Genomic DNA, 21,572 nt, shown 5'->3' on the forward strand with positions numbered 1-21,572 from the left:
GGTTGGAATTATTGTCGCAAGACGCGCTCTGGAAGTGAGTGGGCCCCGGGTCTCACGGTGTTCGCCCGGGGTGACAAGAGTTAGTCATTGCCATTGCAAAGCTTCAGGTCAGTTTCAACACCGTTCAAATGCCCTCTCCCTTACGGGAAAAGCGTCGCCAAGTGTCGGTGTCACCCCGGCCAAACGCAGCGCCGAGCCGGGGCTAACTCTCAGATCATCTTGCTTCAATTCTGACGATTTGAGGTTGGAATTATTGTCGCAAGACGCGCTCTGGAAGTGAGTGGGCCCCGGGTCTCACGGTGTTCGCCCGGGGTGACAAAAGTAATTCTTTGCCTGCAAAGCTTCAGGTCTGTTTCAACACCGTTCAAATGCGCTCTCCCTTGCGGGAAAAGCGTCGTCAAGTGTCGGTGTCACCCCGGCCAAGCGCAGCGCCGAGCCGGGGCCTACTCTCAGATTATCTTGCTTCAATTCTCCAGAATTAGCGCATGAAGTATTTTCGCAACGCACGTTCTGGAAGTGAGTAGGCCCCGGGTCTCACATTGTTCGCCCGGGGTGACAAAAATACGCTAATCAACGGCGGCAGGACGCTCCGCCGAAACCTCAACTCCACTTCACATCGCAGGTGAGCATGTAGCCCGAGCCGTAGATGGTCCGGATGTGCGCAGGGCCGTCCTTGCGGTTCAGCTTCTTCCGGATCCTTGAAATGCGGACATCGATCGAACGGTCGAGGCTCTCATCGCGGCCGCCATGTTCCAGGAGATAGTCCCGCGTCAGCACCCTTTTCGGAGCGCGTAACAATGCCTCGAGAAGCGTGGCCTCGCCGGTCGACAGAAAGGTCTCCTCTCCTTCCGGCGAGATCAGGCCGTGGGAAGACGGCTGATAGGTCCAGCCCTCGAACCGGGCGGTCTCGATCATGCTTTTGGACGGTGCCTGATCGGTTGCACGGCGCAGGATCGATCTTATGCGCGCGACGACTTCACGCGGGTCGAACGGTTTGACCACGTAGTCGTCGGCGCCCAACTCCAACCCCAAGACCCGGTCCGTTGAATGGCCGCGCGCGGACAGGACGATGATCGGGACGGAAGATTTCCGGCGGATTTCGTTGATCAAGGCCATGCCTTCCATGTCGGGCAGGCCCAGATCGACAATACAGGCGTCCGGGGTTTGATTGGCGAGCGCTGCAAGCACGGATTTGGCCGTTGAAAACACCTCTCCCTGCATGTCGAACTGGGACATGGCGTCCTGCAGAAGCTGACCGATCTCCGGCTCGTCATCGACGATGAAAACCGTCAGTTTTGCCGCTTGTGCGGAGCGTGTCTGCAAATCACTCACTCGCGTCTTGTGGGGCCGACCCCTCAGGAGAGAATTTTCCGGATCGTGTCAGCCAGTTGATCATCTGCGAAGGGTTTCGCCAAGACCGGAAACTCGCATTCCCTGTCCTGGCCGGCAAGACCGGACCAATCCGCATAGCCGGACATGAGCGCGATACCAAGATCGCGCCGTTCACGCCTGATTTCCCTTGCAAGCGCAAGGCCGTTGGTTTGCCCCGGCATGATGATGTCACTGAGGACAGCCTTGAGTTCGGGCAAGTCAAGCGCCAGGCTTCGCGCGTCTTCCGCGCTTTCCGCGCGCAAGACAGCATAGCCGAGGTTTTGCAACTGGTCGGTCACCGCATTCGCAACATCCGGATCATCTTCCACCAGCAGCAATAGTTCCCCTTGACCGCGCTTTACATCTTCGTCGCACTGCCCGGACGTATCCTCAAAACCCGACAAGGCAATCTTGTGATAGGGGAGATAGAGCGTCAGGCTGGTTCCCTTGCCGTTTGCGCTGTCGACAGTGATCGCGCCGCCGGACTGATGAATGAAACCATAGACCATGGACAGGCCGAGGCCGCTGCCAGTACCGAATGTTTTCGTGGTGAAGAACGGTTCGAATATCTTCAGCCGGGTCTCTTCGTCCATGCCGGTGCCCGTGTCGGCGACCGAGATGCGGGCATAATGTCCCGGCGGTACGCCGAGTTCGTCGGCTTCGCGTTGCTCAAGACTTGTTTCGCTCAGGGAAATCCGTAAAGTGCCGCCTTCCGGCATGGCATCGCGTGCATTGAAAGCCAGATTGATCAGCGCCGTTTCCATCTGGGTCGGGTCGATCCGCGCACCGATGCTGCGATCGGCAACATCCGTTTCTAGAACGATCGAAGACGGCAGTGATCCTTCCAGAAGGCCACCGGCATTGGCAACAAGCTTTGCCAGCGAAACTGTTTGAGGGTCGATCGCTTTGCCCCGGCTGAACGCCAGAAGGCGCTGGATCAGATCCGTCCCGCGCTTTGTTGCGTCCAGCATGGGCGTCAGTTTCCGGTCCAGTTCGCCTTTGTCGAGCGGGCTCTCCATGCGGCTGACGCTCAAAAGGTTGCCCATGAGGATTGCGAGCAGATTGTTGAAGTCGTGGGCAAGGCCGCCGGTCAGTTTGCCGACTGCGTCCATGCGCTGGGATTGCACGAGCGTTGCCTCGGCCTGCTTCTGATCGGTCGCGTCCAACGACAGCACGAAGATACCGAGCGTGCGGCCATCGGCGGTCATGTCGGGGATCAGCGTGGAACGCATATAGGCGCGCGTCCCGTCCGGCCGGTCACGCTGGTATTCATAGCTGACCGCGTTGCCCTTGAAGGCGTGATTGATGTGCGGTTCCAGCTCGGCAAAGAGGTCGGCACCGACGACATCCGCGGCAGAACGGCCGGCAATGGACGCGACGGACTGTCCGAACCAGTCCGCATAGCGCCTGTTGGCAAAGCGGAACACCGGACCAGGCGACAGATAGGCGATCAGGGCCGGGATGTTGTCGGTGACAAGACGCAGCCAGTCTTCACTCTGCTGCAGGGCGCGCGTGCGCTCTTCGACGGTGCGCTCAAGCTTTTCCTGCCGGCGCCGTTCTTCCGTGACATCGGAATAAATGGTGACAAAACCGCCCTGGGGCAGCGGTGTGCCGGAAACGGCGATGATCTGCCCGTTGGGGCGGACCCGCTCGAAAAAGTGCGGCTCGAACAGCTTGGCCCGTTCAATCCGGCGGGCGATCTTGCCTTCGATGTCGCCAGGGCCGTATTCGCCGCGTTCCGCATTCACCCGGATGAACGCTTCCAGATGAGACCCGCGCCGGATGATGTCCTCGGGCATGTCGAGCATGTCGGACAGGCCCCGGTTCCACGCGACCAGTTTGAGGTCGCTGTCGAACACGGTGAAGCCCTGATTGATGTGGTCGAGCGCGGCCTGCATCAGATCAAGCTGCGCTTTCAGGTGTTTGGTCTCCTCCATGGAGGGGAGATTAGACCAAAACACCTAGAGACTGAACCAGGGACACATAGTTCAAAAAGGGAGGGGGATGGCGGCGGCGCTAGTGGTCGACGAACTCACGCAAACTAACGAGCTCATCTCCGTCTCGATCGAGATAAGCGACGATCTCCGGTGCTTTGGCGGCACCTTGCATATCTATGGCTGCGCGACATTCAGCACTGATGTTGACCTCGTCCTTACGGTAGGCCTCCGCCAATTCGGAGACCGTTACGTATCCGTTGGAATCAACGTCCGCCCCGACAAAGTCTGCAGCCCGTTTGCGTTCCACCGCGGCAATGACCTCCTGAAGCGTTAGCCGGCCGTCCGCATTCCCATCTGCAAACTCGATCTCGCCGTCCGCAAGAATTTCCGGTGAAAATGTCCACTTACGGGCCAGCTCCGTCCCGTCGCAAACGTCCGGCAAATCCACTTGCGCCGCGCGCTTTGTCATGACGGCTATCATTTCCTGCCGGTCAACGAAGCCGTCGCCGTTTGCGTCTTTTGCCTGGAAATTGCCTTTAAAATCCACTCGTGCCTCAGCATCCACAAGGGACATGGCCGCAGCAAGTGCTGCAATGGCGGCAACCGGGGCAATCATAAGCGTGACTTTCTTCCACATAGAGACCTCTTTTGGTTTCGAACGCTGCATCGCGTAGTCGGCAATCATCCGGCGCAATGCTGCGCTCATGCTTTCGCCACGCTCAGCTGAACGGCTCGCGAAGGCTGTCTTTTCCCTGTGGCTCAAGCGAACTTCCAGGGTCTCGGACTTCTTTTCTTTGTGCATGTTGTCGAACTGATTGGTGATGCAATGCCCGGCCAGTTGGCCTCGAGTGGCACGAAACAACTATCATTTTTAGATCCGGACGCGAGGAAATTCGTGTCCGGACATTGATTTCATTCGATAATTCCGATGAGGAAAAGGGTCGAAACTGCGCGACTCAACCTTTTTTCAAATGCTCTTCGACAATGACGGCGCAGTTCCAGCCGAGCGCGTTGCCCCAGAAGCCGATCTGTTCTTCGCAATAATCGAGAATGAAGGCCTTTCGGAAGGTCTTGAAAAAGCGGTCGCCGAGACCCCAGTAAAAATCGAGTTCGTTGAATTCCACGTCCTTGACCTTGTAGTCCTCAATGTTGAACTTCCCTTTGTCGCAGAATGAGCCATCCGCGATCTTCTGATCGAAATGACGCATACAGTCGGTCTGCAGCTCCGGCGTTTCTTCACGCAGGCATGACTGGTAATAGGCCTGAAGATTGCGCCGGTGACGCAGCCGGCACTCCGTGTAGTCGTGTTCCCGGTAATTGTAGATCCGCCTGTGCATCGAAGCGAAGACGCTGTGCACGGAATGGTTTGAGGATTTTGTCAGGAAAAAAGTCGGGCAGAAGCGGCCTTCCTTCAGGAACTTTTCGCGGGCCTTTTCGGCCTTGCCGGGCTTTGCCGTCAGATAGGGGTTGAAGCCTTCAAGGCCGAGAAAAAGATCGAAATGCGGGCCGATCGCCTGTGCACGTTCATCCGTTGCTTCTCGCGGATAGCGCGCCTCACACTTGGTCGTGTCCAGAATTTTCCGCGCCATTGCGTCATGGTGGTTGTTCCAGTCCGACAAGGCGGCGCTGTAGAGCGAATAATTCTCGGTAAAGGCGGAGACGCTGTCATCGGCGATATACTTGATGATTTTCTGTGTCTGCCGCCGTCTTTCGCGAAGTCTCGTGTCGTAGACGGCGCGCGCTGCGAAAAAGGCTTCGTCGCCCGCCTGGGGACTGGCGATGAACGCTGCGTGCTCGGCATTGTAATTCTGGATGTTCTTCTTCACGATCAGATCGCCGAAGACTGCTCCGATCAGGATCGTGATCACGGATGTGATGATCAGGTTCTTGTAGGGAATGCCGGACGCCTTTGGGGACTTGCTTGGCTGCTTTTTTCTGCGCCCCGACCGGGAGATCCTGTTGCGCATGGTCCTTGCGCCGGTCATCTGGCGAACTCCTGGCAATCCATGATTTATGTGAGGGTAGAGACCCTTCGGACTATTACCATCGCGTTGAAACCTGCGGACTAGGTGCTAGAAGTTGCAGGCGGGTTGAAACTGAGGTGAAGGCGAGCGAAGTCCGGAAATGAGCTAAAGTTGGTACCAGGGAGACTTGGCATGCAGTATGAAGCGGCATCACCGGAAGAGTATCTGGCGCAACTTGAAACAGACTGGCGCCGCGACAGCCTCATGCAGATCCGGGAGATCATTCTGTCCGCTGCGCCGGATATGGAAGAGTGCATCCATTACAAGATGCTCGGGTATACGCTCGACGGCTCCTATGTCTTTCATCTCAATGCGCAGCGAAATTACGTCAGCCTCTACGTCGGCGATGCATCACGGATCGATCCGAAGAGCGAGCTTCTGAAGGGACTGAGCGTCGGCAAGGGATGCATTCGTTTTTCCAAGACCAAGTCCGTTGCCGAAAGCAGGATCGGCGACTTCATCGGGCGCGCCGTTGAGCTGGCACGGCAAGGTGTCGACATCGACTGCTAGGACCAACCACAAAAATTGCGGGAAATGTTGAACGGCTTTATTGCTTCAGCAAGACCGGTCCGACGTTCGCGAACGGTTTCAGGTCGCTGTCAGACAGGCGTGGCTTCGTTGGTTCAACTACTCTCCCGGCCAGGATATGGGTGGCACGACCGTGCCCTGACCCTCCGCAGGACCCCAGAAGACAGCGAGGAACGCGTCATGATCATCTGCATTTTTGGCGTGACATACCGCGAAGACTATGACCGGGAGCTGCACAAGCAACTCAATGCGGACATGGTGGAGGCCGTCTGTTCGATGCCGGGTTTCATCTCGCTCAAATTCTACACGGCAGATGACGGCGAGCAGATCGGCATCATTCGCTTCAAAACGCGCAAAGACCTTAAGACCTGGCGCAACGACATTGCGCATCGCGGAGCCTGGGGACACGCGCCGAAGCTCTACCACGAGTTCTGGGTCCAGAACTGCGAAACATTTGACGACTATGCGTGGGTCGACGGTGAGCACCTCGACCGCGATCAATCCGACCGATTCCAGATGAGCCGGGAGGAGGTTCTCGCAGCGATGGAAACGGACCGTTCCTGAAACTGGTCGCACCAACATTGAAAATGGCGCTGTCTTTCCTGGCGGTGCAACGACTCTGACTGACTGACGGCTCATTCTGGCAAGCCGGTCTGGCAATGGTTGATGGGGCGATCGTTGATGGGATGGCTGCCGACAGTCAGACAGGATGGAAAAGTGCACGATGGTAAATTGTTGACAATCGACAATAAGAGCGTTTTGATAAAGATGACATGAGCGCTGCCAACACCGCGCCGCCAGAAGAGAAGGGGAACCAAGAGATGAAATTCAGCCGTCGTACCGTTTTGTCTTTAACCGGGGCCACAGTGGCTTCTTCGCTAATCGCAGGTGGAATCCCGGCCCTAGCGGCAGGTTCGCTGGAAGATATCAAGGAACGGGGAAAGTTGCGGGTAGGTGTCACCCAGGCGCCACCCTGGTATTCCAAGGACCCGGCGACCGGGGAATGGGCGTCCGGTGTCGGCGTATCCGCAGGCAAGGCCATGGCGGAGGCGCTTGGCGTCGAGTTCGAACCCGTTGAAGTCACCTGGGGAACTGCGGTCGCGGCGCTCCAAAGCAACAAGATCGACGTGATGTTCGTGCTGGACGCAACGGATGAGCGGAAGAAGGCTGCGAGCTTTCCCGATAATCCGCTGCTCTATTACTCGCTCGCCGTGCTTGCCAAGGACGACCTTCCCGTGACGTCCTGGGAAGACCTCAACAAGCCCGAGATCAAAATTGCCGTGCCCCAGGCGACCAGCATGGACAAATTCCTGACCGAAAATGTCGGTTCGGCCGACATTCAGCGCTTTCCGGGCAACACGGAAGCGATCGCGGCATTCCAGTCAGGGCGCGTTGATGCCGTCTGCCTGTTCCATCCGCCGTTGATTGCCGCCCGCCAGAAACTTGGCCGCGGGCAGATCGTGGTGCCGACACCGGTCAAGTCGAACCCGACCAGTGCAGCTGTGCGCAAGGACGACACGGAATTCGTCGCCTTTGTCAACGAGCAACTCACGGACTACTACCAGTCCGGCAAGATTCAGACATGGTACGAGGAGTTCCTGACAGGGTTCGGCCTTGATCCGAAATCTGCTCCGCCGATCATCAAAGAACTTCTCTAAGGTTCGGATCGGACATGTACGAGTGGGACTTCTCACCGGTTCTTGCGGAAGGCGGCTTTTTGCTGGTCGGCTTTCGCAACACCCTCATTCTCACCGGCACAGCCCTGTCCGGAGGCCTGGTGGTGGGGCTGCTGCTGGCATTCGCCAGGCTGTCGGAAAAGCGCTGGCTGAATGTTCCGGCCGGCGTCGTGATCGAGGTCTTTCGAACGACGCCGCCACTCGTGCAGTTGTTCTGGTTCTATTTCGGCCTGCCGATTGTTCTCAATGTCGAAATGACGCCGTTTCTTGCCGCGTCGCTGACCTTCATGATCCAGAGCGGTGCGTTCTTTGCCGAAATCTTCCGCGCCGGCATTGTCTCCATCGAACGGGGGCAATGGGAAGCCGCGCACGCCATCGGCATGACCTACAATCAATGCATGCGCCGCATAGTGCTGCCGCAGGCGGTCAAGCGCATGTTTCCGTCAATGATGGAACGATCGATCGAACTCATGAAGACAACGACGCTCGTTGCGACGGTCTCCTATGCCGACCTGTTGTTCCAGGCCAATGAACTTGCCCAGAAAACCTTCCGGCCGCTGGAAGTCTTCACCGTGGTCGCGCTGATCTACTTCGTGTCGATTTCCTTCATCAGTTTCATCGCCTCGCGCATGGAGCGCCGCTTCGCCAAAAGCGGTGAGTTCACGCCATGAACTACATCTGGAATTTCGAGGACGTATTCAACAACTGGTATGCGCTTGCCATCGGCGCAGCCGGAACAGTCCGCCTTTTCGTCGTCTGCCTTGTGCTGGGGATGGGGCTCGGCCTGATCATTGCGCTTGGCAAGAGGTCGCGAAACCGGCCGATCCGCTGGCTGTCGACAGCCTTCGTGGAGTTTTTCAGAAACACGCCCGTGCTCGTGCAGATCCTCTGGTTCTATTACGCGTTGCCGATCATCGTGCCGATAGAAATCGATCCGTTCCTGGCAGCCATCCTGGGCATTTCGCTGAACTCGGCGGCCTATTCAGCAGAGATCTTTCGCGGCGGCATCCAGTCGATCGAACCGGGCCAATGGGAGGCCGCGCGGGCGATCGGCATGAACAGCGTTCAGACCCTTTACCGCGTGATCCTGCCCCAGGCCATCCGTCGCATCGTTCCAGCGCTTACCAACCGGGGTGTCGAAATCTTCAAGATGACCACGCTGGCCTCAGTGGTTGCCTATGTGGAGCTGCTGCAACAGGGCAAGCTGATCGCGTCTTTGAGCTTCAATCCTCTCGAGGTTTACACCGTCATCGCGGCGATCTTCCTCATCATTCTTTACCCGATCGTGCGTCTGACCTACGCGCTCGAGCGGCATCTTGCACGGAGTGACTGAACGTGACTGATCCTGTTCTCAGACTGTCCGGCTTCGGGAAACACTTCGGATCCTTGCAGGTGTTCTCCGAGGTTGATCTCGACGTCATGCCGGGCGACCGCATCGCCATTTTGGGGGCGTCGGGCTCCGGCAAGAGCACGCTGCTGCGCTGTATCAACGTGCTGGAAACGCCCAATGAAGGTCGGATGGAGCTGGATGGCGATCTTGTCGGGCAACAAGGGCGAAATGGAGAGCTAAAGTTTTCAGAACGCGAATTGTGCAAGCTCCGCCAGCGCGTCGGCATGGTGTTCCAGCAATTCAATCTGTTTCCGCACATGACTGTTGCCGGAAACGTCGCCGAAGGATTGAAAACGGTTCTGGGCGTCCCCTCTGGAAGGGCACACGAACGCGCCGTGCGCGAACTTAAACGTGTCGGTCTCGCCGACAAGGCCGATACTTATCCATCGCGCCTGTCGGGTGGTCAAAAGCAACGTGTCGCAATCGCGCGCGCTCTCGCCATGGACCCTGAAATCCTTCTGTTCGATGAACCGACGTCGGCGCTCGACCCTGCCCTGGTCGGCGAGGTGCTGGGCGTGATCGAGCAGTTGGCCGCCGAGGGCCGCACGATGCTTCTCGTCACCCACGAAATCGGCTTTGCGTACCATTTCGCCACGCGGATCCTCTACCTGGCCGAAGGCGGAATTTATGAAAGCGGCACGCCGGACGAAGTGCTGAAAAATCCGAAGCGGCCCCTGACCCAGCAGTTTCTCGCCGAGCACCGGCGATTTCAGTTTTAGCGGAGACCAGTGACCAATGAACAACGCAGCAAGTGCACAAGGTTACGTTGCCGATCCGCGGAATGAGAATGTGCTGGTTTACGTCGATGGCCAGCTCGTGCCTCGCAGCAAAGCCGTCGTCTCTGTCTTCGACAGCGGGTTCGTCCTGGGCGACGGTGTTTGGGAGGGGCTGCGCGTCATCGGTGGGAAAATCCTGCAGCTCGATGCTCATCTGACCAGAATGTTCGAAGGCGCAAACTCCATCGCGCTCGATATCGGCCGCAGCCGCGAAGATCTCAAACAGGCTATTCGCGAGACACTGGACGCAAACGCCATGGAGGACGGCGTTCATATCCGGCTCATGGTTTCGCGCGGCATGAAAAGCACACCGAACCAGGACCCGCGCTTTGTCGTTGGCAAGGCGACCGTGGTTATTGTCGCCGAATACAAAACACCGCGGCCGGAAGCCAAGTCGAAAGGCCTTTCCCTGTTCACGTCGACCTTCAGAACCAGCGGTCCCGATGTGTTTGATCTCAGATTGAACTCGCACAGCCGGCTGAACCTGATTCAGGCGCTGATCCAGGCAATCAATGCAGGTGCCGATGAAGCGCTGATGCTTGATCCGCGCGGCTTCGTTGCCAGCTGCAATTCGACAAACTTCTTTATCGTCAGGGACCGTGAACTCTGGACGTCGACCGGGTCTTTCTCCTTCAAGGGATTGACGCAAAAGGCGGTGATCGATAGTTGGCGGCATCGTGGCGGAACGGTTCACGAAAAGGACTTCACCCTGGCGGAGGCCTATGCCGCTGATGAGGCCTTCATCACAGGAACGCTCGGTGGCGTGACGCCGGTGGTCCGCATCGACGGACGCATCATCGGCAACGGCATGCCGGGAGCTGCAACGGCAGAAGCCGAAGAAACGTACAAGCAATGGGTTTTGCGGTAATCCTATGAAGAAGCTGTCTCACAGAGGCAAACTGAACCTCATCGAAATTGTGCAAACGACGAAAACGAAATGCAATTGATGTCGCAAAACCGGGTCAAGCCCATCAAACGCGAGACCTTCAGCAACCAGATCGCCGGCAATCTGCGCCGTGCGATCATTAGCGGCGAAATCGAATCTGGCAGCCAGATCACGGAAGCAGACCTTGCGGCTCGATTCGGGGTAAGCCGGGGGCCGCTGCGTGAAGCCATGGGACAGATCGCGGCAGAAGGCTTGATCGAGACAATACCCTACACGGGAACGCGGGTTCTTCAGCTTTCTCCCGAGGACGTCAGGGAAATCTATTCGCTCAGGACGGCTCTTGAGACATTGGCCTTTCGCGAGGTCTGGGAGCGACGCGATGAGACCTTCGCCCGCGAGCTGGAGGCGCGTCACAAGGCGCTGCTGTCAACGCTGGAGCTTGACGACCATGTTGCATCAAGTGAGGCAGAGGTGCGGTTCCATTCTCTGGTCTATGAAACGAGCGATCACAAGCTTCTTCTGGAAAGCTGGCATCGCATCGCGGGGCGGATGCAGCTTTACCTTGCCGAACACCAGCGTGCACATGGCCGGAAAGCACCGATTGAGGACGCGCATGAACGCTATCTTCAGCTCGCGCTTGGCGACAGTCTCGACCTTATGCTGAAGGAAATCGAGGCGCACATGAAGCGCGGCATTGAGCAGATGGAGCAGTATCTGGGCGTTGCAGACTGACCGATCGTCTCTGAAAATTCACTTTCTTTCGCTGTGCGTCCTGCCTGTTCCAGGATGAATGATTGACGTAGCGACACGTTTTATGATGATCCGGTTGCGGCATGATTGTATTTTCGTCGTAATCTAGAAGAATGAATAGCGAAATCAGTTCGTTATCGGTTAAACTTCGGGGAATGACCGAGTCGGAAGCCAAAAAACCAAATCCAACCGTTCAGGACGTTGCGCGTGCGGCGAAGGTTTCAACGGCGACCGTCAGCCGTGCCCTGTCGACGCCTGAACAGGTCTCGAAGAAAATGCGCGACAAGGTCGCAAAGGCTGTCGAAGAGACCGGTTACGTTCTCAATCATGCTGCCCGGAACTTGCGCCGACGAGATACGGGAACCATCGTGGCGCTGGTGCCCGATATCGGCAATTCGCATTTTTCCAACGTTTTGCAGGGCATCGAGACAGTGTGCGCTCAAAAGAACCTGAAGGTTCTGATCGCCGATACACGGAAACCGACCATGTCTCGGGCGAAATTGAACGAATACTTCAGCAAGAACAATTGCGACGGCATCGTGATCCTCGATGGGCATCTGTCGATATCCGAAATGCAGGCCGCAAATCCAGCGTTGCCGTCGATCGTCCTGGCGGGCGAGTGGAGCAGCGACCCTGCGGTTCCGATGGCCTATGTCGACAACAAGCTTGGTGGCGAACTCGCGATATCCCACTTCCTTCAGCTTGGTCATCGCACCATCGGCCACATCACCGGACAGCTTTCGCACAAGTCAGGCAGGGACCGGCTCGAGGGGTTCAAAACAACATTGTCGAGGGCGGGATCTGATCCAGATAAGGCCTGGATCTTCGAGGGTGACTACACATTGACTGCCGGAAAGAAGGCAGCTGAGGCATGGCTCAAGTTGGCTGACCGGCCAACGGCGGTTTTCTGTGGCTCCGACAGGACGGCTTTCGGTTTCATTTCAGCCTTGAACGAGGCAGGCGTGCGCGTTCCGCAGGATGTGTCGGTTGTCGGGTTCGACGATATCGATATTGCCGGCCACTTCGTGCCCCCATTGACTACCATTCATCAGCCGCGACGCGCCGTCGGCGAGCAAGCGGCAAGATTGCTGCTCGAACAGATCGAGGGCGGGAAACCGGACCCAGGAAATGTTCAGCTTGAACCCTGGCTGGTGGAGCGGAAAAGCACGGCTGAAATCGAGTGAAATCCGGTCCGGCGCAGCTGGAATAGGTCGTTCGAGTGGGTTCCCTACTCCGACTGGTTTTCGATCTCTTCGCACCCGCAGTGTAATTGCAACAATTCGAAATGATTGACACATATTGCTGCAAATCGGCCGGTCTAGCTTCACTCTCAGCGGTCCGGGACACGATCCGGTGCGGCTTTCGACAAATTACCTGTTGAAGGTTGCAGCTCCAGATAGTTTCATATCCGCTGAAAGAATGACCCCGGAATCGGGGCGCCTTCCAGATCGGTGCCGTTCCCAAAGCAAACGCACCGGTTGAACGATAAAGGGAGCATCTGTTTCACGTTCCGCCGAACCTGAGAAAGATACTCCAAGGGGAAGAAACGAATAATGGTAGGGTCGGCCAGCGCTTCGCCGCGCGGGGAGGACACCTTTCCGAAGATCCTCTTGCACAATGCAAAGGCTTTCGGAACCCGGACAGCGTTCCGGGAAAAGGACTACGGGATCTGGCAGAGCTGGACCTGGTCCGAGGTGTTGGAAGAAATCCGCGCTTTTTCAATTGGACTGAAATCCCTCGGGCTTGAAACCGGTGACAAGGTCGCAATTGTGGGCGCAAACCGCCCGCGGCTCTACTGGTCAATGGTGGCGGCGCAGGCTGCCGGCGCCGTGCCGGTTCCCGTTTATTCCGACTCCGTTGCGGAGGAAATGGCCTACGTTCTCGGTCACGCGGAGGTCAAGTTTGCCGTAGTCGAAGACCAGGAGCAGGTCGACAAGCTGTTGTCGATGTCAGATGAAGTTCCGTCGCTCCGCGACATCATCTACGATGAAGAGCGGGGTCTGCGCGACTACGATCACACCCATCTTCATGCCTATGCGTCGGTTCAGGACAAGGGCCGGGAGCTGCTGAAGCAGGACAGCTCGCTTGCCGGCAATTGGGAACAGGGATTTTCCGGCGGCAAGGGCGAAGACATCGCCGTGATGCTCTACACGTCCGGCACCACCGGCCGTCCCAAGGGCGTGATGCTGTCCTTCGACAACCTGGTGATTTCCGCGCGCAATGCCAACGTGTTCGACCACCTCGACGAAACCGAAGAGGTGCTTGCCTATCTGCCGATGGCCTGGATCGGTGACCACGTGTTTTCGCTCGCCCAGGCATTTACGGCCGGATACTGCGTCAACTGCCCGGAAGGCATGGATACGATTGACGTCGACCGTCGGGAGATCGCGCCGACCTATTTCTTCGCTCCGCCGCGCGTCTTTGAAAACCTGCTGACGCAAATCATGGTGCGCATGGAAGACGCGGGCAGAACCAAGCGGGCCATGTTCGACTATTTCATGGGCGTCGCGAACAAAGTCGGGGAAAGGATTCTCAACGGCGAGGAGGTCGGTCTGAAGGACAAGATGCTCTACAGCCTCGGCGAGATTCTGGTCTACGGTCCGCTCAAGAACCGCATGGGTCTGACTCGCATGAAGGTCGGCTATACGGCGGGTGAGGCGATCGGTCCGGAGATCTTCCAGTTCTACCGCTCGCTCGGGCTCAATCTCAAACAGCTTTACGGACAGACCGAAGCCAGCGTCTACATCACGCTGCAGCCGGACGGGGAAATCTTCGGCGATACGGTCGGCAAACCGGCGCCAGATGTTGAGCTCAAAATTGCCGACAACGGTGAGGTCATGTACCGCTCGCCGGGGGTCTTTGTCGGCTATTTCAAGAACGACGAAGCCACCGAAAAGACAAAGACGACAGATGGCTGGGTGCATACCGGTGATGCCGGTATCATTGCTGAAAACGGTCACCTGAAGATCATCGACCGGGCCAAGGATGTCGGCAAGCTCACCGACGGCGCGCTGTTCGCGCCGAAATACATCGAGAACAAGCTGAAGTTCTTCCCCAACATCAAGGAAGCAGTCGCGTTCGGGCATGAACGCGACGTGGTTGCGGTGTTCCTGAATATCGATTTGACGGCGGTCGGGTCCTGGGCAGAACGCAACAACGTCAACTATGCCTCCTACCAGGAACTGGCTGCTCATCCGGACGTTTATTCGATGGTCGAAAGTCACGTCGATCAGGTCAACAAGGATCTGTCGCAGGAGCCGATGATGGCTGGTGCCCAGATCAAGCGCTTCCTGATCCTGCACAAGGAACTGGACGCCGATGACGGTGAGCTGACGCGGACGCAGAAGGTCAGGCGGACCTTTATCGCCGAGCGTTACGATCCCCTGATCGAAGCGCTTTACGACGGGTCGACCTCCAAGCACGTGCGCACCGAAGTCACGTTCGAAGATGGCCGCAAGGGTGCGATCGAAGCGACTGTCGAAATTCGCGACATGACCACACATGATGCTGGTAAAGGGCTTCAGGAGGCCGCCGAATGAACGCCCTTGCAACAGATATGGCGACAGAGCCCGACGCTGCTGCGGAGACCGCCAGCCGCGAAGAACTGCTGAGGGTCGACAACGTGTCGCTTTCCTTTGGCGGGGTGAAGGCGATCACCGACATCTCCTTCGATATCCTGAAGGGCGAGATCCGGGCGATCATCGGGCCGAACGGCGCCGGCAAGACGTCGATGCTGAACGTCATCAACGGCTTTTACCACCCGCAACAGGGAACGATCACCTGGCAGGGCAAGGAACGACGCAAGATCAAGCCGCACGAAGCCGTTTCGCAGGGCATCGCTCGAACATTCCAGAACGTCGCGCTTTTCAAGGGCATGTCCACGCTGGACAACATTATGGCCGGCCGCGCGACCGCGATGAAAGCGAACATTTTCTTTCAGATGTTCTGGTACGGACCCGCCATGCGCGAGGAAATCGAGCACCGCAAGAAGGTCGAGGACATCATTGACTTCCTGGAAATCCAGGCCATTCGCAGAACGCCGGTCGGCAAGCTGCCATACGGTCTTCAAAAGCGGGTCGAACTTGCGCGCGCGCTCGCCATGGAACCCGACCTGCTGCTGCTCGATGAACCGATGGCCGGCATGAACCTCGAAGAAAAAGAAGACATGAGCCGGTTCATCCTCGACGTGAACCAGGAATTCGGCACAACGATCGCGCTGATCGAACATGACATGGGAGTGGTCATGGACTTGTCCGACCGGGTGGTCGTGCTCGACTACGGCAAGAAGATTGCTGACGGCACACCTGAAGAAGTTCAGGGAAATCAAGATGTTATTGACGCATATCTTGGCGTTGCGCATTAAGGGGAACGAAGATGCTCTATGATGTATTGATTGACCCGTTCGTTCAGATGGTCGCGGTCCCCGACTTTTTCCTGCAGGTGATCTGGGAAGGGTTCGTGTCGGGCGTGCTATACGCACTCATCGCGCTCGGTTTCGTCCTGATTTACAAGTCCTCGCGCATCTTCAACTTCGCGCAAGGGATCATGGTGGTGTTTTCTGCCCTCACTCTGGTGGGGCTTCACTCCATGGGCATCCCCGCGATCGCGGCGGTCCCGTTGACACTGCTTGTGATGTATCTGCTTGCCATGAGCGTCGAGAGGGTCGTTCTGCGTCCTCTCGTCAATCAGCCGGATATTATCCTGTTCATGGCAACGATTGGGATCACGCTCTTTCTCATCGGCTTCGGTGAGCTTGTCTTCGGCGGCGAAAACAAGGTGATGATCACTGAGCAGCTTGGTATTCCAACAGGCGCATTCGAACTGGAGCCGTTCGGCGGCTTCGTTCTGATCGAGCAGAAGGACGTCACTGCGGTCACAATGGCCATTCTCCTTGTTGTCGGGCTGCTGCTGTTCCTTGACAGGACCAAAATGGGCCGCGCAATCCGCGCGCTTGGGGACGATCATCAGGCAGCTCTGTCCGTCGGTATCTCCCTGTCAACCATCTGGGTTCTTGTCTGGTTCATCGCTGGCGTGATTGCCCTGGTGACCGGGATCGTCTGGGGCGCGCGTGCCGGCGTTTCCTTTGCGCTAGAGGTGATCGCCTACAAGGCCTTGCCGGTGCTGATGCTCGGAGGGCTGGAATCGGTTTCCGGCGCCATCGTCGGCGGTATCGCGATCGGCATTCTTGAAAAGATCTTCGAAATCTACTGGGGCCAGCCGTTCCTTGGTGGCAACACCGAAACCTGGTTCCCCTTCATCTTCGCGCTCCTTGTCCTGCTGTTTCGGCCGCAAGGCCTGTTCGGCGAACGCATTATCGAGCGGATCTAAGGCGCGAGAGGTATACGCAGATGATATTCCGGACCGCGGGTCAATATAAAACCTCCTACGAAGCGGACCAGGCTCTGTTTCCCGTCAAACAGGACTTCTATCTGGTCCTCGGTATTCTCTTGCTCGGTTATGTGGTCTTTCCGCTGACGGCCAGTGAATTCACCTTCAAGGCGCTTTTGGTTCCAGTGCTGATTTACGCCCTGGCGGCGCTCGGCCTGAACATTCTCACCGGATACTGCGGACAGCTGTCGCTGGGAACAGGGGCCTTCATGGGTGTGGGGGCTTATGCGACCTACAAGCTGATGACCATCGTTCCGGAGATGAATATCTTCGCGGCGATCTTCCTGTCCGGCTTCTTCTCGGCCGCGGTAGGCGTTGCGTTCGGGCTGCCGTCGCTCCGTATCAAGGGCTTCTACCTTGCCATTGCAACATTGGCGGCACAGTTCTTTCTGGTGTGGCTCTTCGAAAAATGGGCGTGGCTTTACAACTACAATGCGTCCGGCGCCATCGAAGTGGCGACATCGTCGGTGTTCGGCATCACCGTGACCGGGCCAACCGCGCTCCCGATCGTGCAGTATTATTGCGTCCTGATCGTCGTTACGCTCGTGACCTGGGTGGCGATCAACCTGACCCGTGGGCGTTACGGCCGGATGTGGAAGGCGACGCGCGACATGGACATTGCGGCTGAACTGGTCGGCATCAAGCTTATGACCGCCAAGCTGACCGCGTTCGCCGTATCATCCTACATTGTCGGGGTCGCCGGAGGTCTCCTGGTCTTCTTCTGGAAGGGGGCTGCGGAACCAAACCTTTTCGACATTCCCCTGTCGTTTCAGATCCTGTTCATCGCGATTATCGGAGGCCTCGGCTCCATTCTCGGCAACTTTCTGGGTGCGATCCTGATTGTTGCCTTGCCTGTGATCCTGAACCTGATCCCGAGCACACTCGGAATTCCGGTGGATTCGGCAACGCTCGAGCATCTTAATGTGATGATTGTCGGTGCCCTGATTATTGCGTTTCTGATCCTGGAGCCACACGGGCTGGCACGGTTTTATGCCATCATCCGGGAAAAGTTCATCTTGTGGCCGTTCCCTTACTGAAGAACGGTCAGCCAGCGGGCTGGTGCGTGGGAGGCGCGGCGGCCAAAGCAAAACAGAAAGTGGAGGAAAATATGGGTTTCAATTGGAAATCGGCCGGATGCGCGGGGATCGTTTCCCTCAGCGTCGCGTTCGGTGCCACAGTTGCCAGTGCTGCTGAGATTTACGTTCCGAACCTGTCGTACCGGACAGGACCGTTTGCGGCGACCGGTATTCCGCTGATGAACGGACAGCGGGATTATGTCGCGATGCTCAATGCACGTGACGGCGGTGTTGGTGGAGCCAAGCTTGTCTTCGACGAATGTGAAACAGGCTACAACACCAACAAGGGTGTTGAGTGCTACGAAAAAACCAAATCGAAAGCTGTCGTCACCCAGCCGTGGTCAACCGGCATAACCTTGCAGGTCCTGCCGCGCACCAATGTGGACAAAATTCCGATCCTTGCGCCGGGATATGGCTTCTCGCCGATGTCGGATGGCGAAGTGTTTGCCTGGGCTTTCAATCCGCCGTCCTCTTATTGGGACGGGGCTTCGATGATCCTCAACTACATCTCCGACGGAGATCTGGCGAACCTGAAAGGCAAGAAGGTTGCCCTGCTGCATCTGGATCACCCCTACGGCAAGGAACCCATTCCGCTGATCGAAAAACTGGCGGAAGAGAACGGTTTTGAATTCCTGCCGATCCCGGTCGGGCTGAAAGAGATGCAAAACCAGTCCGCTCAGTGGCTTCAGATCCGGCGCGAACGCCCGGACTATGTCGTCATGTGGGGTTGGGGCGCGATGAATGCGGGTGCCATCACCGAAGCCGTCAAGACGCGTTATCCCATGGACCAGTTCGTCGGTATCTGGTGGTCCGGTTATGACGGTGACCTCAAACTTGTCGGTGAAAAAGGCAAGGGCTACAAGACGATTTCGTGGAACGTTCCCGGATCCTATCCGGTGCTCGACGAGATCAAGCAGCATGTCGTGGATCCGGGCGATTCCCTGATTGAGAACCCCGAGGACATGGACTCGATCTTCTATCAGCGCGGTGTCGTCATCTCGATGATCCTGGTTGAAGGGATCAAGGCTGCGCAGAAACACTTCGGGACAGCCGAGATCGACGCTGCACAGCTGCGGTGGGGTCTTGAGAACCTCAACATCACCGACGAAGTGCTGGCAGAACTCGGCATGGCCGGGATGACCGTGCCTTTTGCAACCAGCTGTGACAACCACACCGGACACGGTGGCGGATGGATGCTTGAGTGGGATGGTGCCGCGTTTGTTCCGGTTTCCGAGAAACTGTCTCCGGACCGCGCCGCGATCGAACCGCTTGAGGCTGCGAAAGCTGCTGAATATGCAGAGTCCAACGCCCCGTGGCCGGGTCGCTCGGAAGTGCCTTGCGAGTAAGGTCCACTAACAACCGGATCGGGGCCAATCGGCCCCGGTCCTGGGACGCAATTTCTGGGAGCCCCCGTCCATGAACGTTCACGCCGCGAAAACAGAAGCGAACGACAGCGCTGCGGAAACGATCCTTTCGGTCAACAATATCGAGGTCATCTACGATCACGTGATCCTGGTGCTCAAAGGTGTTTCTCTGACTGTTCCAAAGGGGGGGATTGTCGCTCTTCTAGGTGCCAATGGTGCCGGCAAGACCACCACGCTCAAGGCCGTCTCAAACCTTTTGAGCGCGGAGCGCGGTGAAGTCACGAAAGGGTCAATCCATTTCGACGGAGACGAGGTGCAGGCACTGTCTCCAAACGAGCTGGTCCGGCGCGGCTGCATTCAGGTCATGGAAGGCCGCCACTGTTTCGGGCACCTGTCCATTGAGGAGAATCTCCTCACCGGTGCCTATACCCGCCGGGACGGGCACGCGGCCGTAAGGGCCGACCTTGAGATGGTCTACACGTATTTTCCAAGGCTGCGTGAACGGCGCCAAAGCCAGGCGGGCTATACATCCGGCGGCGAACAGCAAATGTGCGCGATCGGTCGCGCCCTCATGAGCCGCCCGAAAATGATTCTGCTCGATGAGCCCAGCATGGGTCTGGCACCGCAGCTGGTGGAAGAGATTTTCGAAATTGTCCGGCAGCTCAACGACAAGGAGGGTGTCTCCTTTTTGCTGGCGGAGCAAAACACCAACGTGGCGCTGAAATACGCCACCTACGGCTACATTCTTGAATCGGGGCGTATTGTTCTCGACGGCGATGCCAAGGCGCTTCGTGAAAACGAGGACGTGAAGGAATTCTACCTGGGCGTTGGCGGCGAGGGGCGCCGTTCGTTCAGGAATGTCAAACACTACAAGCGAAGGAAACGCTGGCTGGCCTGACGGGTCCATCACCTGACGGCCTTAACAAGCGGAGACGACCATGAGCGATCAACAGTTTGATGCGCGCGAGCGGCAGGACCCCGCTCAGCGCGAACGGGATCTCTTTGCCCGGTTGCCGGATCTGCTGGCACATGCTGCCGGAAAGGCGGCCGGTTGGGCCGAGCAGTTGGACGGCTGCGATCTTGCCGGTGTGACCGACAGGGGTTCGCTTGCACAGATGCCGATACTGCGCAAGGCAGCGCTCATGGAACGGCAGCGGGCAAATCCGCCGTTTGGCGGCTATCTCGCCGGAGAGCTTTCCGAAGCGGCGCGTGTCTTCATGTCTCCCGGTCCGATCTGGGAACCGCAGGCGCCGGGGCTTGACCCGTGGAACGGTGCGCGCAGCCTGTTCGCCGCCGGCTTCCGCAAGGGCGATGTGGTCCTGAACGCGTTTTCCTATCACCTGACGCCGGGCGGGTTCATTCTTGACCAGGGAGCGGTCGCACTCGGATGTACCGTCTTTCCGGCGGGTGTCGGCAACACCGACATGCAGGTGGAGGCGATCGATGTCTTGAAACCTGTCGGCTTCGTGGGAACGCCCGACTACCTGAAGGTCCTCCTCGACCGGGGCCGGGAACAAGGCCGCAATGTCTCCTCCATCAAAAAGGCACTTGTTTCCGGCGGGGCGCTGTTTCCCTCTCTCAGACAGGAATACGAGGATCAGGGCATTCAGGTCGGCCAGTGCTATGCGACGGCCGATCTTGGCGTGATCGCCTATGAAACCGAAACCAGGGACGGGATGGTCGTCAATGAGGACTACATCGTCGAGATTGTTCGGCCGGGGACTGGTGAACCGGTCGCGGACGGGGAGGTGGGTGAGCTCGTCGTCACCAACTTCAATGCACTTTATCCTTTGATCCGGTTCGGGACGGGCGATCTGTCCAAGATCATTCCTGGTCAGTCTCCTTGCGGGAGAACCAACATGCGTCTTGCCGGCTGGATGGGCCGGGCGGACCAGCGCACCAAGATCAAGGGTATGTTCGTCGACCCTGCCCAAATCGCACAGATCGTCGCAGCACATCCTGAAGTCGCCAAGGCGCGCCTCGCCGTTAGCCGCGCCGGAGAAACGGACGCAATGACCCTTTCGGTGGAAACGAATGCACGCGAAGACGGCCTGTCGGAGCGTGTCGCATCGACCTTGCGCGATATCACGCGCCTTAAGGGAGACGTCGAACTTGTGCCGCCGGGAGCCCTGCCGAATGACGGCAAGGTCATTGCCGATGAGCGGGAATACGGGTAGGCGCTTTGCCTATAAGGTTGCACCAGCAAACTCGCTTCAGCGCGTTGCCCCCGGGTCTCTCGCTGTTCGCCCCGTGGTGACGTTTTTTGTGCTGCCGGGCCTTGAACATACGCAAGTTCGCCGGCGTAACACAGAAACTTACCGCAACAATCTCACCTAATGATCCGGCGCTTTCCACCAGCGTATGAAATATGCCGCATTGGCCTTATTCCCGGCATGGCTTATGTAT

The 21,572-nt window shown here is 57.7% G+C and carries 20 protein-coding genes; 16 read left to right on the plus strand and 4 right to left on the minus strand.

Features of this window, described 5'->3' with window-relative positions:
• Positions 1 to 600 precede the first annotated feature (600 nt).
• The 4 genes from RBB47_RS15495 to RBB47_RS15510 all read right to left on the minus strand — a co-directional run bounded on the left by RBB47_RS15495 (position 601) and on the right by RBB47_RS15510 (position 5,293).
• On the minus strand, positions 601 to 1,332 hold the full coding sequence (locus tag RBB47_RS15495; protein ID WP_305986740.1) for a response regulator transcription factor: 732 nt from the start codon (positions 1,330 to 1,332) through the stop codon (positions 601 to 603).
• Between the two features lie 23 nt (positions 1,333 to 1,355).
• Complete coding sequence (locus RBB47_RS15500; protein WP_305986741.1) at positions 1,356 to 3,308, minus strand: PAS-domain containing protein; 1,953 nt, start codon at positions 3,306 to 3,308, stop codon at positions 1,356 to 1,358.
• 79 nt (positions 3,309 to 3,387) lie between these two features.
• Positions 3,388 to 4,110 carry an EF-hand domain-containing protein gene (locus tag RBB47_RS15505; protein ID WP_305986742.1) on the minus strand — a complete coding sequence of 241 codons (723 nt, stop codon included), beginning with the start codon at positions 4,108 to 4,110 and terminating at the stop codon, positions 3,388 to 3,390.
• Positions 4,111 to 4,264: 154 nt separating this feature from the next.
• Positions 4,265 to 5,293, minus strand: coding sequence for a hypothetical protein (locus tag RBB47_RS15510; protein ID WP_305986743.1), 1,029 nt, complete (start codon positions 5,291 to 5,293; stop codon positions 4,265 to 4,267).
• Positions 5,294 to 5,464: 171 nt separating this feature from the next.
• Between RBB47_RS15510 and RBB47_RS15515 the strand changes: the two genes are divergently transcribed.
• The 16 genes from RBB47_RS15515 to RBB47_RS15590 all read left to right on the plus strand — a co-directional run bounded on the left by RBB47_RS15515 (position 5,465) and on the right by RBB47_RS15590 (position 21,343).
• Entirely contained in the window at positions 5,465 to 5,842 is a 378-nt protein-coding gene (locus tag RBB47_RS15515; RefSeq protein ID WP_305986744.1) for an iron chaperone, read from the plus strand.
• 198 nt (positions 5,843 to 6,040) lie between these two features.
• A complete protein-coding gene (locus tag RBB47_RS15520) occupies positions 6,041 to 6,424 on the plus strand; it encodes an antibiotic biosynthesis monooxygenase (RefSeq protein ID WP_305986745.1) in 384 nt (127 codons plus the stop codon).
• A gap of 302 nt (positions 6,425 to 6,726) precedes the next feature.
• Entirely contained in the window at positions 6,727 to 7,518 is a 792-nt protein-coding gene (locus RBB47_RS15525; protein WP_305986746.1) for a transporter substrate-binding domain-containing protein, read from the plus strand.
• A 14-nt stretch (positions 7,519 to 7,532) separates the two neighbouring features.
• Positions 7,533 to 8,207 carry an amino acid ABC transporter permease gene (locus tag RBB47_RS15530; RefSeq protein ID WP_305986747.1) on the plus strand — a complete coding sequence of 225 codons (675 nt, stop codon included), beginning with the start codon at positions 7,533 to 7,535 and terminating at the stop codon, positions 8,205 to 8,207.
• Entirely contained in the window at positions 8,204 to 8,869 is a 666-nt protein-coding gene (locus RBB47_RS15535) for an amino acid ABC transporter permease (protein WP_305986748.1), read from the plus strand. The genes RBB47_RS15530 and RBB47_RS15535 overlap by 4 nt, the downstream gene beginning before the upstream one ends.
• Before the next feature lie 2 nt (positions 8,870 to 8,871).
• Positions 8,872 to 9,645, plus strand: a complete 774-nt coding sequence (locus RBB47_RS15540) for an amino acid ABC transporter ATP-binding protein (RefSeq protein WP_305986749.1) — start codon at positions 8,872 to 8,874, stop codon at positions 9,643 to 9,645.
• A 16-nt stretch (positions 9,646 to 9,661) separates the two neighbouring features.
• Positions 9,662 to 10,570: an aminotransferase class IV gene (locus RBB47_RS15545; RefSeq protein ID WP_305986750.1), complete on the plus strand. Its 909-nt coding sequence runs from the start codon at positions 9,662 to 9,664 to the stop codon at positions 10,568 to 10,570.
• Between the two features lie 69 nt (positions 10,571 to 10,639).
• Entirely contained in the window at positions 10,640 to 11,320 is a 681-nt protein-coding gene (locus tag RBB47_RS15550; protein WP_305986751.1) for a GntR family transcriptional regulator, read from the plus strand.
• A 173-nt stretch (positions 11,321 to 11,493) separates the two neighbouring features.
• The gene (locus RBB47_RS15555) at positions 11,494 to 12,522 is read left to right on the plus strand and encodes a LacI family DNA-binding transcriptional regulator (RefSeq protein WP_305986752.1); all 1,029 of its coding nucleotides are present in this window, start codon (positions 11,494 to 11,496) and stop codon (positions 12,520 to 12,522) included.
• A 369-nt stretch (positions 12,523 to 12,891) separates the two neighbouring features.
• On the plus strand, positions 12,892 to 14,877 hold the full coding sequence (locus RBB47_RS15560) for an AMP-binding protein (RefSeq protein ID WP_305986753.1): 1,986 nt from the start codon (positions 12,892 to 12,894) through the stop codon (positions 14,875 to 14,877).
• 17 nt (positions 14,878 to 14,894) lie between these two features.
• A complete protein-coding gene (locus RBB47_RS15565; RefSeq protein WP_371932800.1) occupies positions 14,895 to 15,701 on the plus strand; it encodes an ABC transporter ATP-binding protein in 807 nt (268 codons plus the stop codon).
• Positions 15,702 to 15,712: 11 nt separating this feature from the next.
• Complete coding sequence (locus RBB47_RS15570; RefSeq protein ID WP_305986755.1) at positions 15,713 to 16,666, plus strand: branched-chain amino acid ABC transporter permease; 954 nt, start codon at positions 15,713 to 15,715, stop codon at positions 16,664 to 16,666.
• Positions 16,667 to 16,686: 20 nt separating this feature from the next.
• Positions 16,687 to 17,763 carry a branched-chain amino acid ABC transporter permease gene (locus tag RBB47_RS15575; protein WP_305986756.1) on the plus strand — a complete coding sequence of 359 codons (1,077 nt, stop codon included), beginning with the start codon at positions 16,687 to 16,689 and terminating at the stop codon, positions 17,761 to 17,763.
• Between the two features lie 71 nt (positions 17,764 to 17,834).
• Positions 17,835 to 19,148 carry an ABC transporter substrate-binding protein gene (locus RBB47_RS15580; protein WP_305986758.1) on the plus strand — a complete coding sequence of 438 codons (1,314 nt, stop codon included), beginning with the start codon at positions 17,835 to 17,837 and terminating at the stop codon, positions 19,146 to 19,148.
• A gap of 70 nt (positions 19,149 to 19,218) precedes the next feature.
• Positions 19,219 to 20,064 carry an ABC transporter ATP-binding protein gene (locus tag RBB47_RS15585; protein ID WP_305986759.1) on the plus strand — a complete coding sequence of 282 codons (846 nt, stop codon included), beginning with the start codon at positions 19,219 to 19,221 and terminating at the stop codon, positions 20,062 to 20,064.
• Between the two features lie 40 nt (positions 20,065 to 20,104).
• Positions 20,105 to 21,343 (plus strand): phenylacetate--CoA ligase family protein, encoded by a 1,239-nt coding sequence (locus RBB47_RS15590; RefSeq protein ID WP_305986760.1) that lies wholly within the window; start codon positions 20,105 to 20,107, stop codon positions 21,341 to 21,343.
• The last annotated feature ends 229 nt before the right edge of the window (positions 21,344 to 21,572 follow it).

Origin of the sequence: Roseibium sp. MMSF_3544 (genome assembly GCF_030732845.1) — a bacterium.
GTDB lineage: Bacteria > Pseudomonadota > Alphaproteobacteria > Rhizobiales > Stappiaceae > Roseibium.